Source organism: Streptomyces sp. NPDC020845 (assembly GCF_044334165.1).
GTDB lineage: Bacteria > Actinomycetota > Actinomycetes > Streptomycetales > Streptomycetaceae > Streptomyces.
Genome location: NZ_JBIRSJ010000003.1, coordinates 442926 through 464311 on the forward strand (window position 1 = coordinate 442926; position 21386 = coordinate 464311).

A 21386-nucleotide genomic window follows, 5' to 3' on the forward strand; every position below is an offset into this window, starting at 1 on the left:
CCTTGCCCCTACCGCCGCCGCTGCTGCTGTTGCGGCGGCGGTGACGCCGTGCTGCCGCGCACCACGAGCCGGGTCGGGACCAGCGTGGTGCCAGGGCCCGCCACGTCCTCCCCGTCCTCCCGCATCTGCCGCAGCACCCCCTCGACACAGCGCCGCCCCACCTCCGCGAAGTCCTGGTGGACGGTGGTCAGGGGCGGCAGGAAGGAGCCGGCCTCGGGGATGTCGTCGAAGCCGATGACGCTGACGTCCTCGGGCACTCTCCGGCCGCGTTCGTGCAGGGCCCGCAGCAGGCCGAGCGCCATCTGGTCGTTGGCGGCGAACACCGCCGTGCAGTCGGCCTCGTCGGCGAGGCGGAGTCCGGCCTGGTAGCCGGACTCCGCGGACCAGTCGCCCCGGACCAGGGGCGGTGGCGGACACCCCGCGTCGGTGAGGGTGACGCGCCATGCGTCGGCGCGGCGCTGCGCGGCGAAGGACTCCTGGGGGCCGGCCAGGTGCCACACCGTGCGGTGGCCGAGGTCGAGGAGGTGGCGTACGGCGGCGCGGGTGCCGCCGGCCTGGTCGGTGTCGACGACGCTGTAGCGGTCGCCCGCGTCCGAATCGGCCACGACGACCTGGACGTTGGGCGGCAGCGAGACGGTGGCGGTGTCGAGGAGATGCACTTCCATGATGACGATGACGGCGTCGACGGCGAGCTCCCCGAGCCGGGAGAAGGCGCCGCGCACCTCGTCCTGGGTGGGGACCGCGACGGGCAGGAGCGTCACGGCGTAGCCCTCGTGGGCCGCGGAGGTGGCGATGGCCTCGAGGGTGCGCACATTGCCGGTGGTGGCGAGGGAGAAGGTGATGACGCCGATGGTGCGGAACTCGCCGCGTTTGAGCGCCCGGGCGGCGCTGTTGGGCCGGTAGCCCAGCTCCTTCATCGCCGCGAGCACCTGCTGCCGGGTCTCTTCGGTCACCCCCGAGTAGCCGTTGGAGACCCGGGAGACCGTCTGCGAGGAGACACCGGCCAGGCGGGCGACATCCGCCATGGAAGCGCGCTGGACCCGCCGGTCGGCGCGCGTGGTCCCGGCCCCCGCCCCAGCGCCAGCCCGGATCTGCGGTGTACTCGCCGATTCGCTGTCCGTTGTATCCACTCTTGCCCCCTTTCATCCGCAGTGTTGCGGAATCGTCGTACGACGACCCTTGACCGTCGACATTCGGGCAGTGTAGACATGCCGCCACCAGATGTTTACGTAAACATAACACCAGTCAAGGTCTTTTCCAGGGCGTGGTGTTTGCGTAAACATTGCGTGGGCGCCGGGCCTCCGGGCTCCGAGAGGGATGAACGAGGATCGACATGACGACGCTGCAACCGCCGGCGGCCGTGGACCGCACGGCACGGGCTTCGCTGAAACGGGACCGACGGTCCTGGACGGGGTGGGGGTTCGTCGGCCCCTTCGTGGCGGTCTTCGCCCTGGTCTTCCTGGCTCCCATCGGGTATTCGATCTACCTCAGCCTCTTCCAGGACAAGCTGATCGGCGGCAACACCTTCGTCGGTCTTGACAACTACCAGCAGGCGCTCCAGGACGATCAGTTCTGGTCCGGAGTGACCCGGGTGGGGCTGTTCCTGGCGGTCCAGGTACCGATCATGCTGGGCATCGCCCTGCTGGTCGCACTCGCGCTGGACAGCGGGCGGCTGTACGGCAAGGACTTCTTCCGGATCTCGATCTTCCTGCCCTATGCGGTGCCCGCCGTGGTGGCCACGCTGATGTGGGCCTTCATGTACGGCACCCGCTTCGGCCTGGTGGGGGACATCAACGACACCTTCGGTGTCTCGCTGCCCGATCCGCTCTCGCCCGATCTGATCCTGGCGTCAATCGGAAACATCGTCACGTGGGAGTTCGTCGGCTACAACATGCTGATCTTCTACTCGGCGCTACGGGTGATCCCGCACTCCCTGTACGAGGCCGCGGAGATCGACGGCGCCGGACAGCTCCGCGTCATCACCGCCATCAAACTCCCCGCGATCCGCGGCGCCCTCGTCATCGCGACGATCTTCTCGATCATCGGCAGCTTCCAGCTGTTCAACGAGCCGAGCGTCCTCAGGCCCTTGGCGCTGAACGCGGTCACCACGGACTACACCCCGAACTACTACACGTACACGCTGTCCTTCAGGGGCCAGCAGTACAACTACTCCGCGACGGTCGCCATCGTCATGGGGCTGATCACGATGGTCGTCGCCTATGTCGTCCAGCTGCGCGGCATGCGCAAGGGAGCGTGAACCATGAGCAGCCCCGCCACCACCGCTTCCAAGCCCACGCCCGTACGGGCCGGATCCTCCGGCCACGCGCCCCGGCTGCGCACCCCGCGCAAGGCCGCCGGAAGGCGCCGCCCCCGCCGCAGTGTGCTGCTGACCGTGCTGACCGGTCTGGTCCTGCTGTACTCCCTGGTGCCGCTGATATGGCTGGTCATCAGCTCCACCAAGACCCAGGAAGGGCTGGCCGACTCCTCCGGGCTGTGGTTCGCCGACCACTTCGCCCTGTGGGACAACGTCCGTGAGACCTTCACCTACAACGACGGGGTCTTCGTCCGCTGGCTGCTGAACACCCTGCTGTATGTGGGGCTCGGCGCCGGTGGCGCCACCTTCCTCGCGGTCCTGGGCGGCTATGCCCTGGCCAAGTTCACCTTCCCCGGCAAACGCGCCGTGTTCGCCGTCGTCATCGGGGCCGTCGCCGTACCGACCACCGCGCTGGCCGTCCCCACCTTCCTGATGTTCAGCAAGATGGGGCTGACTGACACCCCCTGGGCGGTGATCGTCCCCTCGCTCGTCTCGCCCTTCGGTCTGTATCTGATGTGGGTCTTCGCCACCGAGGCCATCCCCACCGAGCTGCTGGAGGCCGCCCGCATCGACGGCGCGAGCGAGCTGCGGACCTTCTTCCGGGTCAGCCTGCCGCTGCTGGCACCGGGCATCGTGACCGTGCTGCTGTTCACGATGGTCGCGACCTGGAACAACTACTTCCTGCCGCTGATCATGCTCAAGGACCCGGACTGGTATCCGCTGACCGTGGGGCTGAACAGCTGGAACGCCCAGGCCCAGACGGCCGGTGGCGATGTCGTTTTCAATCTGGTGATCACCGGCTCGCTGATCACCATCCTCCCCCTGATCGTCGCCTTCCTGCTGCTGCAGAAGTACTGGCAGTCCGGACTCGCCGCCGGAAGCGTCAAGGAATAACCCTCACCCCACCACGAAGAAGTGGAAGCACCATGCCCAAGAACACGCGCCGCCTGCTGCGCGGCATCGGCCTCGTCTGCGCCCTCGCCCTGGGAGCGACCGCCTGTGGCGGCTCCGACGACGGCGGCTCCAGCGACAAGAAGGTGTCCGCCGGGGACATCCAGGCGGCCCTGAAGAAGGGTGGCTCCATCACCGTCTGGGCGTGGGAGCCCACGCTCAAGCAGGTCGTGAAGGACTTCGAGAAGGAACACCCCAAGGTCCACGTCAACCTCGTCAACGCGGGCACCAACAAGGACCAGTACACCGCCCTGCAGAACGCCATAGCGGCGAAGAAGGGCGTCCCGGACGTCGCGCAGATCGAGTACTACGCGCTCGGCCAGTTCGCGCTGACCAAGTCGCTGGACAATCTGTCCGGCTTCGGCGCCGACAAGCTCTCCAAGACCTACTCGCCCGGCCCGTGGAACTCGGTGAAGTCCGGCGACGCCATCTACGCCCTGCCCATGGACTCCGGCCCGATGGCGCTGTTCTACAACAAGAAGGTCTTCGACAAGTACAAGGTCGCGGTGCCCACCACCTGGGACGAGTACGTCGACGCGGCGCGCAAGCTGCACAAGGCCGACCCGAAGGTCTACATCACCAGCGACATCGGCGAGGCGGGTATGACCACCAGCCTGCTGTGGCAGGCCGGTTCGCGCCCGTACAAGGTCGAGGACAACGGCACCAAGGTGAAGATCAACTTCTCCGACAAGGGCGCCGCCACCTACACCAAGACCTGGCAGACGCTCATCGACGAGAAGCTTCTCGCGCCCGTCAACGGCTGGACCGACGACTGGTACAAGGGGCTGGGCAACGGCGACATCGCCACCCTGACCACCGGCGCCTGGATGCCCGCCAACTTCGTCTCCGGTGTGAAGAACGCCTCCGGCGACTGGCGCGTGGCCCCGCTGCCGCAGTGGACCAAGGGCGACAAGACCACCGCGGAGAACGGCGGCAGCTCGCTGGCCCTGCCCTCGGCGGGCAAGAACAAGGAGCTCGCCTACGCCTTCGTCGAGTACGCGAACGCCGGCAAGGGCGTGCAGACCCGGCTCAAGGGCGGCGCCTTCCCGGCGACCACGGCCGACCTCCAGTCCGACGCGTTCCAGAACACCGAGTTCCCGTACTTCGGCGGGCAGAAGGCCAACAAGATCTTCGCCGAGTCGGCCGCGAACGTCGGCAGCGGCTGGTCGTACCTGCCCTACCAGGTGTACGCCAACTCGATCTTCAACGACAGCGTCGGCAAGTCCTACGTCTCGAACACCCCGCTGACCAAGGGGCTGAAGGCCTGGCAGGACGCCTCCGTCAAGTACGGCAAGGAGCAGGGCTTCACGGTCTCCGAGTAAGGCCCTACGGCAGCAGGGAACGCGATGCCGCGGTCCCTGCTGCCGTACGCCCTGAGCATCACCGGCACCACCAGCTCCACCGGCACCACCAGCACCAACGCCGCGCCGTCCCGTGCGGTACACCGGAAGGACCACCATGATCTCCACCCTCCTCTCCCGGCTGCCGCACGGGGCGGACGGTGACCCCGCCTCCCCCCGACTGGTCTTCGGCGCCGACTACAACCCCGAGCAGTGGCCGCGCGAGGTGTGGGAGGAGGACGTCCGGCTGATGCGCCAGGCCGGCGTCAATGCCGTCTCCGTGGCGATCTTCTCCTGGGCCCGCATCCAGCCGGCCCCGGACCAGTGGGACTTCGGATGGCTCGACGAGGTCATGGACCTTCTGCACGCGGGCGGCATCGGGGTCGACCTGGCCACCGCCACCGCGTCCCCGCCGCCCTGGCTCACCACCGCGCACCCGGAGATCCTGCCGGTCACCGCCTCCGGTGAGACGGTGTGGCCGGGGGCGCGCCAGCACTGGCGCCCCACCTCGCCGGTCTTCCGCGAGCACGCGCTGCGCCTGGTGACCGAGATGGCCCGGCGCTACGCCGACCACCCCGCCCTGGTGGCCTGGCATGTGTCCAACGAGCTGGGCTGCCACAACATCTACGACTACTCCGACGACGCCGCCCGCGCCTTCCGCGACTGGCTGCGGGCGCGCTACGGGACCCTGGACGCGCTCAACCACGCCTGGGGCACCGCCTTCTGGTCCCAGCGCTACAGCGACTGGGCGCAGATCCTGCCGCCCCGGCTGGCCGCGTCCCACCCCAACCCCACCCAGCAGCTCGACTTCAAGCGCTTCTCCTCCGACGCGCTGAAGGAGTATCTGCGCGCGGAGCGGGACATCCTGCGCGAGATCACCCCGGGCGTGCCCGTGACCACCAACTTCATGGTGATGGGCGAGACCAAGGGGATGAACTACCCCGACTGGGCCGACGAGATCGACTTTGTCTCCAACGACCACTATGTCCTCCCCGGCCCCCAGGACCGCGACGAGCTGTCCTTCTCCGCCAACCTCACCAGCGGTATCGCGGGCGGGCGCCCGTGGTTCCTCATGGAGCACTCCACCAGCGCGGTCAACTGGCAGCCCATCAACGTGGCCAAGCGCCCGGGCGACCTGGCGCGCGACTCCCTGCTGCACGTCGCGCACGGCGCCGACGCGGTCTGCTTCTTCCAATGGCGGCAGTCGGCGGCCGGGGCCGAGAAGTACCACTCGGCGATGGTGCCGCACGCCGGGGCCGACAGCGATGTCTTCCGCGCGGTGACCGAGCTGGGCGCCACCCTTCAGGCGCTGGCGCCGGTCGCCGGGGCCGAACGCGAGCGGGCGCGGGTCGGGATCGTATACGACTGGGACTCGTGGTGGGCCAGCGAGCAGGACTCCCACCCCAGCTCCCGGCTCAACTACCGCCAGGAGGCCCTTGACTGGTACTCCGCTCTTCTCGCGCTGGGCATCCGCGCCGATGTCATCACCACCCGGGCCGAGCTCGACGAGTACCGGCTGCTGATCGCTCCCGTACTGCATGTGGTGCCCCAGGCCCTGGCCAAGGAGCTCACGCGGTACGTGGAGACTGGCGGCCACCTGGTCACCACGTACTTCTCCGGCGTCGTCGACGAGAACGACCACGTCTGGCTGGGCGGCTACCCCGGGGCCCTGCGCGAACTGCTGGGCATCCGCATCGAGGAGTTCGGCCCGCTGCTCGCCGACGACACCGTCGAACTGGACGGTTTGGACGGTGGGGATGGCCTGGACGGTGCGGAAACCCCGGCCACCGGCACCCTGTGGACCGACCAGATCACCGTCACCGACCCCGAGGTGCACACCCTCGCCCACTACCGCACCGGCAGCTACGCCGGCCGCCCCGCCATCACCCGCCGCGCGGCGGGCCAGGGCTCGGCCGCGTATGTCTCCACCCGGCTGGGCCCCGACGGGCTCGCCCGCCTTCTGCCGGGCCTGCTGGAGGGCGCCGGAGTCCACAGCGAACTGCCCGCCGAGGTGCGCGGGCGCGTCGAGCTGACGGTGCGCCGCACCGCCGATGCCCGCTATCTGTTCCTCGTCAACCGCACCGACGAGCAGGTGAGCCTGCCCGCCCTCACCGGGGAGCCGCTGACCGGCGGCGCCACGGCGGCCGACGGCTCGCTCACCCTGCGGCCGCGGGAGGTCGCCGTGGTGCGACAGCCCGCCTCCTGACAAACCCCCACACGGGCATGTCCGTTGGGCATGCCGTCCCACCGAAGCGACCACCGACCAGTTGGGAGCACACGATGGAACGCCGTACCCGCACAAGACGCCTCCTGGGGGCCGTCGGCGTCACCGCCCTGGCCACGGGCGCCGCCCTGATCAGCGCACCTTCCCCGCAGGCCCAGGCCCAGACGGCGGCCGCGGCCTCCGCCGTGACCGTCCGGCCCGACCCCTCCTACCAGCAGCAGAAGTTCGAGGGCTGGGGCACCAGCCTGGTGTGGTTCGCCAATGTCACCGGCGGCTACCCCGAGGAGATACGCCAGAAGCTGGCCTCGCTCCTCTTCGGCGACGACGGCCTGGCCCTGAACATCGCCCGCTACAACATCGGCGGTGGCAACGCCCCGGACGTCAAGGACTACCTCCGCGCCGGAGGGGCGGTCCCGGGCTGGTGGAAGGCGCCCGAGGGCACCACCCGTGAGGACACCGACTGGTGGAGCGCCGACGACCCCGCCGACTGGAACCCCGACGCCGACGCCAACCAGCGCTGGTGGGTGGACCGGATCAAGGGCGACATCGACCACTGGGAGACGTTCAGCAACTCCCCGCCGTGGTTCATGACCACCAGCGGCTACGTCTCCGGCGGCTTCAACGCCACCGCCGACCAGCTCAAGTCCGACTCCGTCGACGACTTCGCCGCCTATCTGGCCGGTGCCACCAAGCGGCTGGAGAAGGCGCACGACATCAAGGTCGACACCGTCGACCCGTTCAATGAGCCCAACACCGGCTACTGGAGCACCCGCCTGGGCGCCGACGGCCAGCCGGTCGGCGGCCGTCAGGAAGGGGCCCATATCGGCCCCGAGCTCCAGCAGAAGGTGATCCGCGCCCTGGCCCCTGCCCTGCAGCAGGCCAGGACCGGCGCGAAGATCTCGGCGATGGACGAGACGAACCCGAACATCTTCGCCCAGAACTGGAACACGTACCCGAAGGAGGTGCGTGACCTGGTCGGCCAGATGAATGTGCACACCTACGGCACCGGCGGCCGCACCGCCGTACGCGACCTGGCCAAGGCGGCCGACAAGCCGCTGTGGATGAGCGAGGTCGAAGGCGACTGGGGCGACGGCCAGGACTTCCAGGACATGCGCCCCGGCCTCGGACTGGCCCAGCACATCGTCGACGACCTGCGCGAACTCGAGCCCCGGGCCTGGGTCTTCTGGCAGCCGGTCGAGGACTACGACAACATGAAGCCCGGCGGGGAGTCCGCCAAGGGCGGCAACTGGGGCAGCATCCAGCTCCCGTTCAGCTGCACCTCGAAGGACACCCTCAAGACCTGCCCGATCCGCACCAACACCAAGTTCGACACCGCCCGGAACTTTACCCACTACATCAAGCCCGGTGACCGGCTGGTGAAGGTCGACGACACCTCCAGCGCCGCCGCCGTCTCCCAGCGGGGCAACGGCGCCACCGTCGTCCACGTCAACAGCACCACCGCCGAGCGCACCGTCACCATCGACCTGTCCAAGTTCGCCGACGTCGCGCGTGGCGCCACCGTCACCCCCGTTGTGACCAGCGCCGAGGGCAAGCTGGAGCGGCACCGCCCGATCCGGGTCACCGACCGGCGCGCCACCTTCATCGTCCCGGCCCAATCGGTGACCTCCTTCCTCGTCAAGGGGGTCTCCGGCACCGCGAAGGACGCCGCGCTGCTTCGCGAGGGCCACACCTACCGGCTGACCGGCGCGCAGAGCGGCAAGGAGCTCACCGTCGCGGAGGGCGGCACCGGCCTCGTCATCAGGACCGCGAGCGCCGACGCGGCCGACACCACCCAGCGCTGGCAGCTCCGTCAGATCAGCGGCGAGGGCAACCGGCAGCGGTATGTGTTCACCAACCTGACGGACGGCAAGCGCCTCGCCGTCCGTAACGGCGCCGCCGTCCTGGAGCCAGACCAGGGCGACCGCGACAAGGCCACCCAGTGGATCATGTCGACGACCGGCGATGGCACCTGGACCCTCGTCAACGCCGCCACCGGCACCCTCCTGGAGGTCTCCGGCCAGGCCACGCACGACGGAGCCACCGTCTCCACCTGGCAGCCGAACTCCGGCGCCAACCAGCGCTGGAAGGTGACCGACGTGAGCTGACCGGCGTCCCCGTCAGCGCGGGCCGACGCGGTCACGGCAGATCGATGTCATAGCCCCCGGCGGCCTCGATGAGCCACAACAGCGCCCTCCGGCCACCGTACGGATGGCCGTCCACGCCCACCCGTACCCAGCCGGTGGTCGTTGTTGTGGTGCCGACGTCCCAGAAGCGCCAGCTGCGGGAGTCGGCCAGCCCTTCGGGGTCGAAGAGGTCGAGCCAGTCGGCGAGCCGCCAGTCCGCCGTGGCGCCCGCGATCGCCTCGGCCTGTCGCTGACGCTGCGTCAGGCCGCGCCACCGGGCCAGCCAGGTGGCGGGATCCGCCCGCTCCGGCGGGGGCGGGGGCTCGGGGGCGCAGCGCTGGACGAACCACTCGGGGAGGAGAGTCGGCCACTCGTCCCCGGTCGGCCACTCCCCGGCCGGGGCCGTGGCGTGTTCGAGGACGGCATCCAGCACGTCCCGGATCAGCTCGGCCGTGGCCCAGGGATCCTGGGAGGTGTACGTGGCCCTCAGCTCGAGGAGCGGGTTGACCGTATCGGGATGCGGGCCGTGGCGGGCCCTGAGCAACTCTGCCGTCCACGAGGTCGGGTCAAGCCCCTCGTACAGCAGTTGGCGGGTGCGGTGGGGGAGGGCGGCCGTGGCCGCGTCGGTCAGGGCGAGCAGATCGGCGCGCTGTTCGGCCGTGGTGTCGAGGGGCGCCACCCAGCGCCCGCGTTCCGGCCTCGGATGCAGCCCGTGGGCCAGGGCCGTGATGTCCGCGGTCACGCGGGCGGACAGCCGGGGGTCGGGGTCGGCGGCCAGTGGCAGGAGCGTACGCAGCCGGGACACCGGGTCGGGCTCGGACAGCAGCCGGTGGCCGGCGCGGCGTACGGCCGCACGGGAGTCGGTGAGCAGCGCGGTGGCCAGGCCGGGCGGCAGCTTTGCGGTGTGCGGGCGCAGTGCGGTGACGGCTTGGCGGATCACCTTGGCCGAGGGGTCGCGCAGCAGGGGGATGACACGGTCGACCGGCGCGGCGCCGAAGGTCCGCAGCGCGTGCAGCGCATGGGCGCGGATCGGGGCCTGTGGGTGGTCGAGCAGGGGGAGAAGCAGCGGGGCGTCGGCGGCGCTTCCGGTTTCGGCGAGCCCGTCGACGGCCCCGGCCGGCGGCTGCGGGGCGCTCACCGCCGCGCGGTAGTGGGCCAGCGGGTCGGCGCCGGTGCGGCGGGCGGCGTCCCGCGCCACGGCCCGGACCAGGCCCGCCGGGTCGTCCAGCGCCGCCGTGGCCTCGTCCGGGTGTCCCGTGCGGATCAGCCCGGTCAGGGCGGTGGCCCGCACCTCGCGGTGGCGCGCGGCGGCCAACCGCCGCAGCAGATCGGCCCGGTCGGTCCAGACCGCCTCGCGGGCGGCCGCCTCGGCCGCCCGGGCCCGTATCCGCACATCGGTGTCGCCCTCCGCCAGGGAGACCAGGGCCCGGAGGGGGAGGCGGCCCGTCGCGCCCGCCACCTCGAGAGCGAACCGCCGCTGTTCGGGCAGCGGCGAGGCGAGCAGCCTCTGCAACAGGGCCGCTCCGGGGGCGGACAGCAGCGCGGCGAGGAGCTGTCGGCGAGCGAAGTCGCCGCGTCGGCGGCGGTCGGCGAGCAGCGCGGTCGGCGCGGCGGCCGGGACGAACCGCGCCGGGTCCCGGGACAGCAGGTCAGTCAGGCCCGCCCGGGCCCGCTCGCGCACCTGACGGACCCAGTCGCCGGTGCGCAGCACCAGGAAGGGCATGAGCTCGGGGCTCGGCCGTTCCACGATCCGGCGGACCGCGCGCTCGCGGACCCGCCCGTCGCTGTGCGAGCAGGCGAACGCCAGCGCCACGGGCCGGTCGTACGCCGGCGGCGCGGGGGGAGCCGTCGCCCCCGGGTGCCCGGAGTTGGACCACTCCCCGCGCAACTGCGACCACCGCACCTGCCCGTCAAGACGCAGGACGACGCCCGGCCGCTCGCCGAGCATGCGCAGCGCCGCCGTGGCGTCGGCGGCGTCGCCGGTCGCGTCGAGGTGCGTCAGGGCGTTGAGCACGTCGTCGATGGACCCCTCCGTACCCTCGGAGATGTCGGACAGCACGGCCTGGAAGCGCTCCAGGAGAGCCGGATGCGTCGGGGAGCTGCTGGTCACCGGGCCATGGTGCCTGATCGGCGGGGCCGGCGCCGAGTGAATTCCCCCGCCGGACGACCAGCCGCCGCTCCATGAACGCCTGGGGCGGATGTGGCCCATGGGGCCGCACGGAAGTCGGGTGACGGGGGCTGTTGTCCCGACGCCTGTCTGATGACCCGTGCGGCCACCTCGTGGCACGGTGTGGGACATGGCCCACGACTACCCGTTCGACTCCGAACTCGCCGCGGCCGTCGCCCTGATCCCCCCGGTCGACCTCTCCGACCTGGCCGCCGCGCGGGCCGCGCAGGCGCGGGAGGTCGCCGGGCGGCTCGCGGCCGTGGACAGCACCGGGGTGGAGGTCGGACAGGCGGTGGCGCCCGGACGGGAGGGCGCGCCGGATGTGGCGCTGCGTACGTACCGGCCGCTGGGCGCCGCCGGGCCGCTGCCCGCCGTCTACAGCGTCCACGGCGGTGGCTTCATGCTGGGCTCGCCGGACGTGGACCACGCCTTCAACCTGCGGCTGTGCCGTGACCTTGCCGCCGTGGTGGTCTCCCCGGACTACCGGCTGGCTCCCGAACACCCCTTCCCCGCCGGTCTCGAGGATTGTTACGCCGGGCTGTGCCTGCTGGCGAAGGGCGATGCGGGGCTGGAGGTGGCGGCCGACCGGATCGCGGTCCTCGGCGACAGCTCCGGGGCGGGCATGGCCACCGCCCTGACAATGCTCGCCCACGCGCGCGGCGGCCCCGGGATCCGCTTCCAGGTCCTGTTCAGCCCCGCGCTCGACGACCGGCTGGACACGCCGAGCGCGCGGGCCTTCACCGACACGCCCGTATGGACCCGCGAACTCGCCCGGCAGAGCTGGGAGGCGTATCTGGGGGCCGGGGTGCCCGGTACGGGGGACGTGTCGCCGTACGCGGCCCCCGCCCGGGCGGGTGTGGCCGGGCTGCGGGGGCTGCCGCCCGCCTATGTCGCGGTGATGGAGTTCGATCCGCTGCGCGACGAGGGCATCGATTACGCACGCGCCCTGCTGGCCGCCGGTGTCCGCACCGAACTCCACCTCTTCCCGGGCACCTTCCACGGCGCGGTGGCCGTGGAGTACGCCGGGGCGGTGCGGCGGATGAGCGACGAGACGGTCGCGGTCCTGCGGCGGGCACTGGGCCGATGAGAGCCCGCACTCATTTTGGCGCCGCAGCCAATCGCCGCGCATATAGGGCGAGTTGGGCGTGGAGGCGGTGTTCGGGGTCGCGTAGCCGCCAGCCCAGTGCCGCCTCGACATGGGCCAGCCGGGCGGCCACGGAGCTGTGGTGCAGATGCAGTTCCGCGGCGGCCTGGCGCAGCGAGCCGGTACGGCAGAAGGCGGCCAGCGCGGCGATGGTCAGGTCCCCGTTCGGCTGGGCGGCCAGAGCGTCCAACCGCCGTGCCTCGGGCAGCGCGGCCAGCCGCTCCGCCGGGATGTCGGCCAGCAGCGCGACCGGGCCGAGCGCGTCATGGTCGGCCACCGCCTCCCGCGGGCTGCCCGCCACCGCGAACCGCAGCGCCGTGCACGCCTGTGCCCAGGAGTCGCGGGCGGCCAGCGCGTGGACCAGGCCGCCGACGCCGACCCGCAGCCGGCGCGCCGCGTCGCGCGCCACGTCCGGGCCACGGCGTGGGTCGGCCACCGCGGCGCGCAGCGCCGGGGCGGGCGAGTCGGCCGCCGGATCCGGGGGCTGCACCAGGACCGTGCCCCATGGGCCGGTCCGGGTGACCCGGACGACGGCCTCGAGCCCCGCGCGGCCGAGCAGCGCGACCGCGTCCAGGCCCGCGTCGACGGCCGGGGCGCCACGCACCGCCACCATCCGCAGCGGCAGTTCGGGGGCCAGGCCCAGCAGCCGTAGCGCGCGGGCGCGGTCATGGTCGGACTCGCGCTCGGACAGCACCAGCTCCATCAGCGCGGGATCGGCCGCGCCGGGCGTACCGGGCGTACGAGGGGCGAGCGGGGCACAGGGCGCACGAGGCGGTGTCGGGCCGCCGCACAGTGTCCGGGCGGCGATGGCCATCCATTCGAGGATCAGCTCGTCGAACGGGCCCGGCGGCCCCGGCCGCTCCAGCCACACCCGCCCGGACGGGCCGAGCTCCGCGCCCTGGGACACCGCCTCCGGCTCACCCGGGAGGGCGGCGCCGCCCGGCCCGAACCGGGCCGTGCGGCCGTCGGGCAGCTCCAGGCCCGCCGCGCACTCCGCGAGCCCCGCGGTGGACCGGGCCAGCGATATCGCGTCGAGGGCGCCGCTGCCCAGCAGCGCCTGGAAGTGGGCGATCACGCGAACCGCGGTGGCGGCATCCGCGTCGAGCGCCGAGAGCCGCAGTAGCAAGCCCTTCACAGCCACCAGTCTAGAAAGGACAGGGACATGACCAACAGCCCCGCGTCGGCGGGAACCACCGCCACGTCCGCAAGGCGGCGCAGAACACCCAGGTCGGTGCTCGCGGCGTTACTCGGCGGCATCCTGCCGCTGCTCGCGTCGCTGCTCCTGCTGACACCGACCCCCGCGGCCGCCGCCTCGCTCACCGAGGTGACCGGATTCGGCAACAATCCGAGCAACCTCAGGATGTACCAGTACGTGCCGAACAACGTCGCGGCGCGGCCCGCGGTCCTCGTCGCGGTGCACTACTGCACGGGCTCGGGCCCCGCGTTCTACTCCGGCACCGAGTTCGCCTCGCTGGCCGACCGCTACGGCTTCATCGTCATCTACCCGTCCGCCACCCGCAGCGGCTCCTGCTTCGACGTCTCCTCGCCGCAGGCGCTGCGGCACGACGGGGGCAGCGACCCGGTGGGCATCGTGTCGATGGTCCGCTACGTCCTCCAGCACAACAACGCCGACCCCAGCCGGGTCTATGTCACCGGAGCCTCCTCGGGCGCCATGATGACCAACGTCCTGCTCGGCGACTACCCGGACGTGTTCAAGGCGGGCGCGGCGTTCTCCGGCGTGCCCTTCGGCTGCTTCGCCACCACGGACGGATCCGGCTGGAACACCGCCTGCGCCAACGGCACGATCACCAAGACGGCGCAGCAGTGGGGCGATCTGGCCCGCGGCGCCTACCCCGGATACACCGGCGCCCGGCCGAGGATGCAGCTGTGGCACGGCACCGCGGACACCACCCTGCGCTATCCGAACTTCGGTGAGGAGATCAAGCAGTGGACGAACGTCCTCGGGGCGAGCCAGACACCCGCGAGCACGGACAGTCCGCAGGCCAACTGGACCCGCACCCGCTACGGAGCCACCGGTGACCGGGCCCCGGTCGAGGCCATCAGCATCCAGGGCACGGGACACTCGCTCCCGCTCGCCGGTATGGCCGCCCGGGCCATCACCTTCTTCGGCCTGGACAGTTAGAACTGGTCGCGCGGCGGCGCGGGACGCACAAGACCGGACTGGTACGCGATGACGACCAGCTGGGCGCGGTCCCGCGCCCCGAGCTTGTTCATGGCCCGCTGGACATGCGTGCGTACGGTCAGCGGGCTGACGAAAAGCACCTCGGCGATCTCGGCGTTGGACTTCCCCTCCGCCGCCAGCGCCATCACCTCCCGCTCGCGGGCGGTGAGCGAGGCGAGGAGTTCGCTCGGTGCCAGTGGGGCCTCGGGGTCGGGGGCGGCGAGAAAGCGGGTGATCAGTGCGCGGGTGGCCACCGGGGAGAGCAGGGAGTCGCCGGAGGCCACGGTGCGGATGCCGGAGAGCAGTTCATCGGCGCCCACGTCCTTGCCGAGGAAGCCGCTCGCGCCCGCCCGCAGCGCCCGGGCCACGTATTCGTCGGTCTCGAAGGTGGTGAGGATGAGCACACGGGTGGCGGACAGCTCCCGGTCGGCGCAGATCGCGGCGGTCGCGGCCAGGCCGTCGGTGCCGGGCATACGGATGTCCATGACGACGACGTCAGGGGCGTGTGCGCTGGTCAGCTCGGCCGCCTCCGCGCCGTCGGCGGCCTCCGCCACCACCTCCATGTCCTCGCAGGAGTCGATCAGGATCCGGAAGGTGGCCCGCAGCAGGGTCTGGTCGTCGGCGAGCAGGACGCGGATGGTCATGTCACCATGGTGAGCCATCGGACGTAGGAACGGCCTCAGGGCCGTCCGTGCCCCCCGCACGGACGGCCCTTCCCCTCCCCGGCCCCGACCCCGACGGCCCCCGATCCTCCTCAGCCGTTCCCGCCGCCGAAGGCCGCGTCGAAGGAGGCCGCCGGCGGGTCGAAGTCGTACGCCTTCAGCCGCTTCAGCGCCTCCGGCGCGCCCTGGAGCCGGTCCATCCCGGCGTCCTCCCACTCCACCGACACCGGCCCGTCGTATCCGATGGAGCGCAGCATCCGGAACACGTCCTCCCACGGCACATCCCCGTGTCCGGCCGAGACGAAGTCCCAGCCGCGTCGCGGGTCGCCCCAGGGCAGATGCGAGCCGAGCCGGCCGTTGCGGCCGTCCAGCCGCTTCCGCGCCTCCTTGCAGTCCACGTGGTAGATCCGGTCCCGGAAGTCCCACAGGAAGCCGACCGGGTCGAGGTCCTGCCAGACGAAATGGCTGGGGTCGAAGTTGAGCCCGAAGGCGGGGCGGTGGCCGACCGCTTCGAGCGCGCGGTGGGTGGTCCAGTAGTCGTACGCGATCTCGCTCGGGTGCACCTCGTGGGCGAAGCGCACGCCCTCCGCGTCGAACACGTCCAGGATCGGGTTCCAGCGCTCGGCGAAGTCCTCGTAGCCGCGCTCGATCATATGCGGTGGCACCGGCGGGAACATCGCCACCAGATGCCAGATGGAGGACCCGGTGAAGCCGATGACGGTACGGACCCCGAAGGCGGCCGCGGCCCGCGCGGTGTCCGCCAGCTCGGCCGCCGCCCGCTGCCGCACCCCCTCCGGGTCGCCGTCGCCCCAGATCCGGCCCGGCACGATGGCCTGGTGGCGCTCGTCGATGGGGGAGTCGCATACGGCCTGGCCGACCAGGTGGTTGGAGATGGCCCAGCACTGGAGCCCGTACTTCTCCAGCAGCTGCCGCCGCCCGTCCAGATAGCCGGGCTCGGCGAGCGCCCGGTCCACCTCGAAGTGGTCGCCCCAGCAGGCGAGTTCGAGTCCGTCGTAGCCGAAGTCGCGGGCCAGCCGGCAGACCTCCTCGAGCGGCAGATCGGCCCACTGTCCGGTGAAGAGTGTGAATTGTCGGGGCATCCGGGGCCTCCTCAGGCGGGTACCGGCGTGTAGACGCAGTTCTTCTCGGCGCTCTCCTCGACCGCGGCGAGCACCCGCTGCACCTGCAGCCCGTCCGCGAAGGACGGTTCGGGCTCGGTCCGCGCGTCGATGGCAAGCACCAGATCGCGCGCCTGGTGGACAAAGGTGTGCTCGTACCCGAGGGCGTGGCCGGCCGGCCACCACGCCTCCAGATAGGGGTGTTCGGGCTCGGTGACCAGGATCCGGCGGAAACCGGCGTCGGTGGCCGGCTCGGTGTGGTCGTGGAAGTGCAGCTCGTTCAGCCGCTCCAGGTCGAAGGCGAGCGAGCCGCGTTCGCCGTTGAGCTCGATCCGCAGCGCGTTCTTGCGGCCCGCCGCGAACCGGGTGGCCTCGAAGGACGCGAGTGCCCCGGAGGCCAGCCGCCCGCTGAACAGCGCCGCGTCGTCGACCGTGACCGGCCCGCGCGCCGCGCCGCCCGCCTGGCCGCCGAGGCCGGTGGTCGCCGTCCCGGCGGGCAGCGGCCGCTCCCGTACGAAGGTCTCGGTCAGCGCCGAGACCCCGACCAGCGGCTCGCCCGCCAGATACTGCGCCAGGTCGACGATGTGGGCGCCCAGGTCGCCGAGCGCGCCGGAGCCCGCGTGCTCCCGCCGCAGCCGCCACACCAGCGGGGACTCCGGATCGACGAGCCAGTCCTGCAGATACGACACCCGTACGTGGCGCAGCACCCCGAGCCGCCCGTCCCGCACCATCCGGCGGGCGTGTGCGATGGCGGGCGTACGGCGGTAGTTGAACCCCACCATCGCGATCTGCCCGCGCTCCCGCGCCCGCCGCGCCGCTTCCACCATGGCCTCGGCCTCGGCGACCGAGTTGGCGAGCGGCTTCTCGCACAGCACATGCTTGCCCGCCTCCAGCGCCGCGATCGCGATCTCGGTGTGGCTGTCGCCGGGTGTGCAGATGTCGACGAGCTGCACGTCATCGCGGGCGATCAGGGCGCGCCAGTCGGTCTCGGCGGCGGCCCAGCCGTGTTTCTCGGCCGCGGCCCGCACCGCGTCCGGGTCGCGGCCGCAGATGGCGGCCATGGCCGGGCGCAGGGGCAGGTCGAAGACGCGGCCCACGGTGCGCCACCCCTGGGAGTGGGCGGCGCCCATGAAGGCGTAGCCGACCATGCCGACACCGAGCGCGGGCTTGGTTGTTTCCGCGGTTTCCGCAGGATGTTGCATGGGACTCCTTCGCTGGGGGATCAGGGCCGGCGGGGGTGCGGTCAGCTGAAGCCCGTGGGCAGGTAGTCGTCGACGTTGTCCTTGGTGACCACGGCGGAGTAGAGCGTCAGGGACGCCGGGATCTCCAGTTCGGCGAGGCCGCCGACGCCCTTGCCCTGGCCGAGCGCGCGGGCGAGGTCGATGGCGGAGGCGGCCATCGTCGGCGGGTAGAGGACGGTGGCCTTCAGCACGCTGTTGTCGGCCTTGATGGCGTCCATGGCGCGCTTGGCGCCCGCGCCGCCGACCATGAGGAAGTCGTCCCGCCCGGCCTGCTGGATGGCGCGCTCCGCGCCCACGCCCTGGTCGTCGTCGTGGTTCCACAGCGCGTCGAACTTCGAATGCGCCTGGAGCAGTTGGGCCATCTTCGCCTGGCCCGACTCGACGGTGAACTCGGCGGCCTGGCGGCCGACCTTCTCGATGTTGGGGTAGTTCTTCAGGGCGTCGTCGAACCCCTTGGTGCGCTGCCCGGTCAGCTCCAGGTTGTCGAGGCCCGCCAGCTCGACGACCTTCGCGTTCTTCTTGCCCTTGAGCTGTTCGCCGATGTAGCGGCCCGCGTTGAGCCCCATGCCGTAGTTGTCGCCGCCGATCCAGCAGCGGTACGCCTGCGGGGAGGCGAAGATCCGGTCGAGGTTGACGACGGGGATGCCCGCCTTCATGGCCTTGAGCCCGACCTGGGTCAGCGCCTTGCCGTCGGCGGGCAGGATGACCAGGACGTCGACCTTCTTGTTGATCAGCGTCTCTATCTGGCCGATCTGCTGCGCGGTGTCATTCGAGCCCTCGGTGGTCTCGAGGGTGACGTCCTCGTACTCCTTGGCGCGCCGCTTGGCCTGCTGGTTGATGGCGTTGAGCCAGCCGTGGTCGGCCTGCGGGCCGGCGAAGCCGATGGTGACCGCCTTGCCGGGCTTGGTGTCCGCCGTGTTCGCGGCCTGCCTGCTCTTCTCGTTGTCGTCGTTGTTCTCGTTGCTCGTACAGCCCGCGGCGAAGAGCGCACCCGCGGCGGCGGTGCCGAACAGCAGATTTCTCCGGCTGGGGCTCATCGGGGAGTTGGCCGGTGTGCGTGGGTTATCCCTCATGGTTCGTACGACCCTTCTGGACCAGGACGGCGGCGACGATGATCGCCCCCTTGGCGATCTGCTGGACATCGCTCTGCAGGTTGTTCAGGGCGAACAGGTTGGTGATGGTGGTGAAGACGAGGACGCCGAGGACCGAGCCGGTGATGGTGCCCCGGCCGCCGCTGAGCAGCGTGCCTCCGATGATCGCGGCTGCGATGGCGTCGAGTTCGTAGAGATTGCCGTTGGTGTTCTGACCGGAGCCGGTGAGGACGATCAGCATGAACGCGCCGATACCGCAGCACAGCCCGGACAGCAGATACAGCATCAGGCGCTGCCGCCTGACGTCGATGCCCGCGAGCCGGGCGGCCTCCGCGTTGCCGCCGATGGCGACGGTGCGCCGGCCGAAGGTCGTACGGTTCAGCACCAGCCAGCCGACCACGGTGACCAAGGCGAAGATCATCACCAGTGGCGGGATGCCCAGTACGTACGCGTCGGGCAGCCCCAGGTCCAGGACCGGCTGCACGGTGACGACCTGCGTCTTGCCGTCGCTGAGGTGCAGCGCGAGGCCGCGGGCCGAGGCGAGCATGGCGAGCGTGGCGATGAAGGGGACCATGCCGCCGTACGCGATGAGCACGCCGTTGACCAGGCCGCAGCCGAGCCCGACCAGGACGGCGCACATCAGGATGCCGCCGAGCCCGAAGTCCTGGGTGGCCAGTGTCGTGGCCCATACGGAGGCCAGGGCGACCATCGCGCCGACGGACAGGTCGATGCCGCCGCTGGTGATGACGAAGGTCATGCCGACGGTGACGACGCCGATGACGGACGCCTGGGTGAGGACGAGTTGCAGATTGTCGGTGGTCAGGAACTCATTGGGCTTGGTGAAGCCGCCCACGGCCACCAGCACCGCGAGGACCCCGACCAGGGACAGATTGCGCAGATCGACGAGCGCCCGCAGCCGGCCGCTCCCGGCGGCCCGGCCGGCCGGCGGCCGGCCGTTGGCTGCTCCCGGCGGGCTCTGCTTGGTGAGCGTGGCGGTGGATTCGGCGGCGGCATTCGCGGGGGCGGCGGACCCCGGCTGCCCCCCGGGTTGATTCAGCACGACGGGCTCCCTTCCATGACGAGGTCGAGGACGCGGTGTTCGTCCAGCTCCCGCGCCGGTGCGGTGTGTACGACGCGGCCCTCGCGGAGCACCAGCACCCGGTCGGCCAGGCCCAGGACCTCGGGCAGTTCGCTGGAGACGAGCAGGACGGCCACGCCGTCGTCGGCGAGGCGGCGGATCAGGGCGTACAACTCGGCGCGGGCGCCCACGTCGACGCCGCGCGTGGGCTCGTCCAGCAGCAGCACGCGGCAGCCGCGCAGCAGCCAGCGGGCGAGCACGGCCTTTTGCTGGTTGCCGCCGGACAGGGTGCGCACCGGGCGCTCCGGGTCGTCCGGGCGCAGCGACAGATCCCGTACGGCCTCCCGGGCCGCGGCCCGTTCGGCCCCGCGGTCCAGCCACCCGGCGCGCGAGAAGCGGGCCAGCGAGGACACCGAGACATTGCGGGTGACGGACTCCAGCATCAGCAGCCCCTGCGCCTTGCGCTCCTCGGGGGCGAGGCCGAGCCCGGCGCGTACGGCGGCGGTGACGCTGCCGGGGCGCAGCGGGCGTCCGTCGACGAGGACGCGGCCGGCGGTCGGCCGCCGGGCCCCGTAGACGGTCTCCAGGATCTCCGAGCGGCCGGAGCCGACGAGGCCGGCGAGACCCACGATCTCGCCGGGGCGCAGATCCAGGTCGAGCGGTTCGAACTCGCCCGCCCTGGCCAGGCCTTCGAGCCGCAGCACGGGCGTACCGTTGCCGGGGTCCGCGGTTTTGGAGGCCCCTGCGGGCCGCTCGGGGAAGGCGTACTCGACGTCGCGGCCGGTCATCAGGGCGACGATGTCGCGGGTCGGGGTGGTGCGGGCGGGCAGTCCGCGGGCGGCGACGCGGCCGTCCTTGAGGACGGAGACGCGGTCGCCGATGCGGCGGATCTCCTCCAGCCGGTGGGAGATGTAGACGACGGCGACGCCGTCCCCGGTCAGATCGCCGACGATGCGGAAGAGGTTGTCCACCTCGTCGGGGTCGAGGGCGGCGGACGGCTCGTCCATGACGATCAGGCGTACGTCGTGGGAGAGGGCGCGGGCCATGGAGACGATCTGCTGTCCGGCCGCGGGGAGCGAGCCGACCAGCGCGTCCGCGGGGATCTCCGGGTGGCCGAGGCGGGCGAGGAGATCGGCGGTGGCGGCGCGGGCCGAGCGCGGGTGCAGAAATCCGCCGGTGGCGAGCTCATGGCCGAGGAACACGTTCTCGGCCACGGACAGCCCCTCCACCAGGTCGAGTTCCTGGTAGATGGTGGCGATGCCCAGGCGCATGGCGGCGACCGGCGACTTGAGCCGCACCGGGCGGCCCTGCCAGTGGATTTCGCCCTGGTCGGGCTGATGGGCCCCGGCCAGCACCTTGATCAGGGTGGACTTGCCCGCGCCGTTCTGGCCGAGCAGACAGTGGACCTCACCCGCCTGGACGTCGAGGTCGACCCCGTCGAGGGCCCGTACGCCGGGGAAGGACTTGGCGATGGCGGACATGGTGAGCAGTGGTGGCGGTGCGGGCGGTGCCATGGCGGGCCTCCTCGGCGGTGCGCCGGTGAGTGGGCAGGGCTGAGCGCGGAATGGCGGGGGGTTGGTGTGGTGCGCGTGGTGCGGTGCGTACGGAATGCGGCGGGTGTGGCGCGCGTCGCGCGGTTTTACGTGCGCGCGTGCCAATGGTGTGCGCGTGCGGGTGCGGTGCGGTGCGTGCGGTGCGTGCGGTGCGTGCGGTGCGTGCGGTGGGTAGGTGTGGTGCCTGTGGTTGCGGGT

General features: G+C 71.6%; 16 protein-coding genes. 7 read left to right on the forward strand and 9 right to left on the reverse strand.

What is annotated here, in order from left to right:
- Window positions 1–8: 8 nt before the first annotated feature.
- Window positions 9–1025 (reverse strand): LacI family DNA-binding transcriptional regulator, encoded by a 1017-nt coding sequence (locus ACH4U7_RS09160; protein ID WP_398527324.1) that lies wholly within the window; start codon window positions 1023–1025, stop codon window positions 9–11.
- 308 nt (window positions 1026–1333) lie between these two features.
- Here ACH4U7_RS09160 and ACH4U7_RS09165 point away from each other — a divergent pair, with 308 nt between their 5' ends.
- The 5 genes from ACH4U7_RS09165 (at window position 1334) to ACH4U7_RS09185 (ending at window position 8934) form a co-directional block, all read left to right on the forward strand.
- Window positions 1334–2257 (forward strand): carbohydrate ABC transporter permease, encoded by a 924-nt coding sequence (locus ACH4U7_RS09165; RefSeq protein ID WP_385612990.1) that lies wholly within the window; start codon window positions 1334–1336, stop codon window positions 2255–2257.
- Window positions 2258–2260: 3 nt separating this feature from the next.
- Window positions 2261–3208 (forward strand): carbohydrate ABC transporter permease, encoded by a 948-nt coding sequence (locus tag ACH4U7_RS09170; protein ID WP_398527325.1) that lies wholly within the window; start codon window positions 2261–2263, stop codon window positions 3206–3208.
- A gap of 32 nt (window positions 3209–3240) precedes the next feature.
- Window positions 3241–4587: an ABC transporter substrate-binding protein gene (locus ACH4U7_RS09175; RefSeq protein WP_398527326.1), complete on the forward strand. Its 1347-nt coding sequence runs from the start codon at window positions 3241–3243 to the stop codon at window positions 4585–4587.
- A 136-nt stretch (window positions 4588–4723) separates the two neighbouring features.
- On the forward strand, window positions 4724–6811 hold the full coding sequence (locus ACH4U7_RS09180; protein ID WP_398527327.1) for a beta-galactosidase: 2088 nt from the start codon (window positions 4724–4726) through the stop codon (window positions 6809–6811).
- A 74-nt stretch (window positions 6812–6885) separates the two neighbouring features.
- A complete protein-coding gene (locus ACH4U7_RS09185; protein WP_398527328.1) occupies window positions 6886–8934 on the forward strand; it encodes an RICIN domain-containing protein in 2049 nt (682 codons plus the stop codon).
- Between the two features lie 31 nt (window positions 8935–8965).
- On the opposite strand, the gene ACH4U7_RS09190 is transcribed toward ACH4U7_RS09185, so the two are convergent.
- The gene (locus ACH4U7_RS09190; RefSeq protein WP_398527329.1) at window positions 8966–11062 is read right to left on the reverse strand and encodes a hypothetical protein; all 2097 of its coding nucleotides are present in this window, start codon (window positions 11060–11062) and stop codon (window positions 8966–8968) included.
- A gap of 187 nt (window positions 11063–11249) precedes the next feature.
- On the opposite strand from ACH4U7_RS09190, the gene ACH4U7_RS09195 reads away from it, so the two are divergent.
- On the forward strand, window positions 11250–12206 hold the full coding sequence (locus ACH4U7_RS09195; RefSeq protein ID WP_398527330.1) for an alpha/beta hydrolase: 957 nt from the start codon (window positions 11250–11252) through the stop codon (window positions 12204–12206).
- 10 nt (window positions 12207–12216) lie between these two features.
- Here ACH4U7_RS09195 and ACH4U7_RS09200 read toward each other — a convergent pair whose 3' ends face one another.
- A complete protein-coding gene (locus tag ACH4U7_RS09200; protein ID WP_398527331.1) occupies window positions 12217–13398 on the reverse strand; it encodes a PucR family transcriptional regulator in 1182 nt (393 codons plus the stop codon).
- 27 nt (window positions 13399–13425) lie between these two features.
- On the opposite strand from ACH4U7_RS09200, the gene ACH4U7_RS09205 reads away from it, so the two are divergent.
- Window positions 13426–14406, forward strand: coding sequence for an alpha/beta hydrolase family esterase (locus ACH4U7_RS09205; protein WP_398527332.1), 981 nt, complete (start codon window positions 13426–13428; stop codon window positions 14404–14406).
- On the opposite strand, the gene ACH4U7_RS09210 is transcribed toward ACH4U7_RS09205, so the two are convergent.
- The 6 genes from ACH4U7_RS09210 to ACH4U7_RS09235 all read right to left on the reverse strand — a co-directional run bounded on the left by ACH4U7_RS09210 (window position 14403) and on the right by ACH4U7_RS09235 (window position 21149).
- Window positions 14403–15089 (reverse strand): response regulator, encoded by a 687-nt coding sequence (locus ACH4U7_RS09210; RefSeq protein WP_398527333.1) that lies wholly within the window; start codon window positions 15087–15089, stop codon window positions 14403–14405. The genes ACH4U7_RS09205 and ACH4U7_RS09210 overlap by 4 nt on opposite strands.
- 110 nt (window positions 15090–15199) lie before the next feature.
- Complete coding sequence (locus ACH4U7_RS09215; protein ID WP_398527334.1) at window positions 15200–16207, reverse strand: sugar phosphate isomerase/epimerase family protein; 1008 nt, start codon at window positions 16205–16207, stop codon at window positions 15200–15202.
- Window positions 16208–16218: 11 nt separating this feature from the next.
- Window positions 16219–17427, reverse strand: a complete 1209-nt coding sequence (locus tag ACH4U7_RS09220) for a Gfo/Idh/MocA family protein (protein ID WP_398527335.1) — start codon at window positions 17425–17427, stop codon at window positions 16219–16221.
- Between the two features lie 41 nt (window positions 17428–17468).
- A complete protein-coding gene (locus tag ACH4U7_RS09225) occupies window positions 17469–18539 on the reverse strand; it encodes a substrate-binding domain-containing protein (RefSeq protein ID WP_398527336.1) in 1071 nt (356 codons plus the stop codon).
- Window positions 18529–19617 (reverse strand): ABC transporter permease, encoded by a 1089-nt coding sequence (locus ACH4U7_RS09230; RefSeq protein ID WP_398527337.1) that lies wholly within the window; start codon window positions 19615–19617, stop codon window positions 18529–18531. Before ACH4U7_RS09230 ends, ACH4U7_RS09225 begins: the two co-directional genes overlap by 11 nt.
- Complete coding sequence (locus ACH4U7_RS09235) at window positions 19611–21149, reverse strand: sugar ABC transporter ATP-binding protein (RefSeq protein ID WP_398527338.1); 1539 nt, start codon at window positions 21147–21149, stop codon at window positions 19611–19613. The genes ACH4U7_RS09230 and ACH4U7_RS09235 overlap by 7 nt, the downstream gene beginning before the upstream one ends.
- Window positions 21150–21386 lie beyond the last annotated feature (237 nt).

Coding starts and splice junctions, on each gene's coding strand:
- ACH4U7_RS09160 (WP_398527324.1), bottom strand. CDS start 1,025: ATGGCGGATGTCGCCCGCCTGGCCGGTGTCTCCTCGCAGACGGTCTCC.
- ACH4U7_RS09165 (WP_385612990.1), top strand. CDS start 1,334: ATGACGACGCTGCAACCGCCGGCGGCCGTGGACCGCACGGCACGGGCT.
- ACH4U7_RS09170 (WP_398527325.1), top strand. CDS start 2,261: ATGAGCAGCCCCGCCACCACCGCTTCCAAGCCCACGCCCGTACGGGCC.
- ACH4U7_RS09175 (WP_398527326.1), top strand. CDS start 3,241: ATGCCCAAGAACACGCGCCGCCTGCTGCGCGGCATCGGCCTCGTCTGC.
- ACH4U7_RS09180 (WP_398527327.1), top strand. CDS start 4,724: ATGATCTCCACCCTCCTCTCCCGGCTGCCGCACGGGGCGGACGGTGAC.
- ACH4U7_RS09185 (WP_398527328.1), top strand. CDS start 6,886: ATGGAACGCCGTACCCGCACAAGACGCCTCCTGGGGGCCGTCGGCGTC.
- ACH4U7_RS09195 (WP_398527330.1), top strand. CDS start 11,250: ATGGCCCACGACTACCCGTTCGACTCCGAACTCGCCGCGGCCGTCGCC.
- ACH4U7_RS09205 (WP_398527332.1), top strand. CDS start 13,426: ATGACCAACAGCCCCGCGTCGGCGGGAACCACCGCCACGTCCGCAAGG.
- ACH4U7_RS09210 (WP_398527333.1), bottom strand. CDS start 15,089: ATGACCATCCGCGTCCTGCTCGCCGACGACCAGACCCTGCTGCGGGCC.
- ACH4U7_RS09215 (WP_398527334.1), bottom strand. CDS start 16,207: ATGCCCCGACAATTCACACTCTTCACCGGACAGTGGGCCGATCTGCCG.
- ACH4U7_RS09220 (WP_398527335.1), bottom strand. CDS start 17,427: ATGCAACATCCTGCGGAAACCGCGGAAACAACCAAGCCCGCGCTCGGT.
- ACH4U7_RS09225 (WP_398527336.1), bottom strand. CDS start 18,539: ATGAGGGATAACCCACGCACACCGGCCAACTCCCCGATGAGCCCCAGC.
- ACH4U7_RS09235 (WP_398527338.1), bottom strand. CDS start 21,149: ATGGCACCGCCCGCACCGCCACCACTGCTCACCATGTCCGCCATCGCC.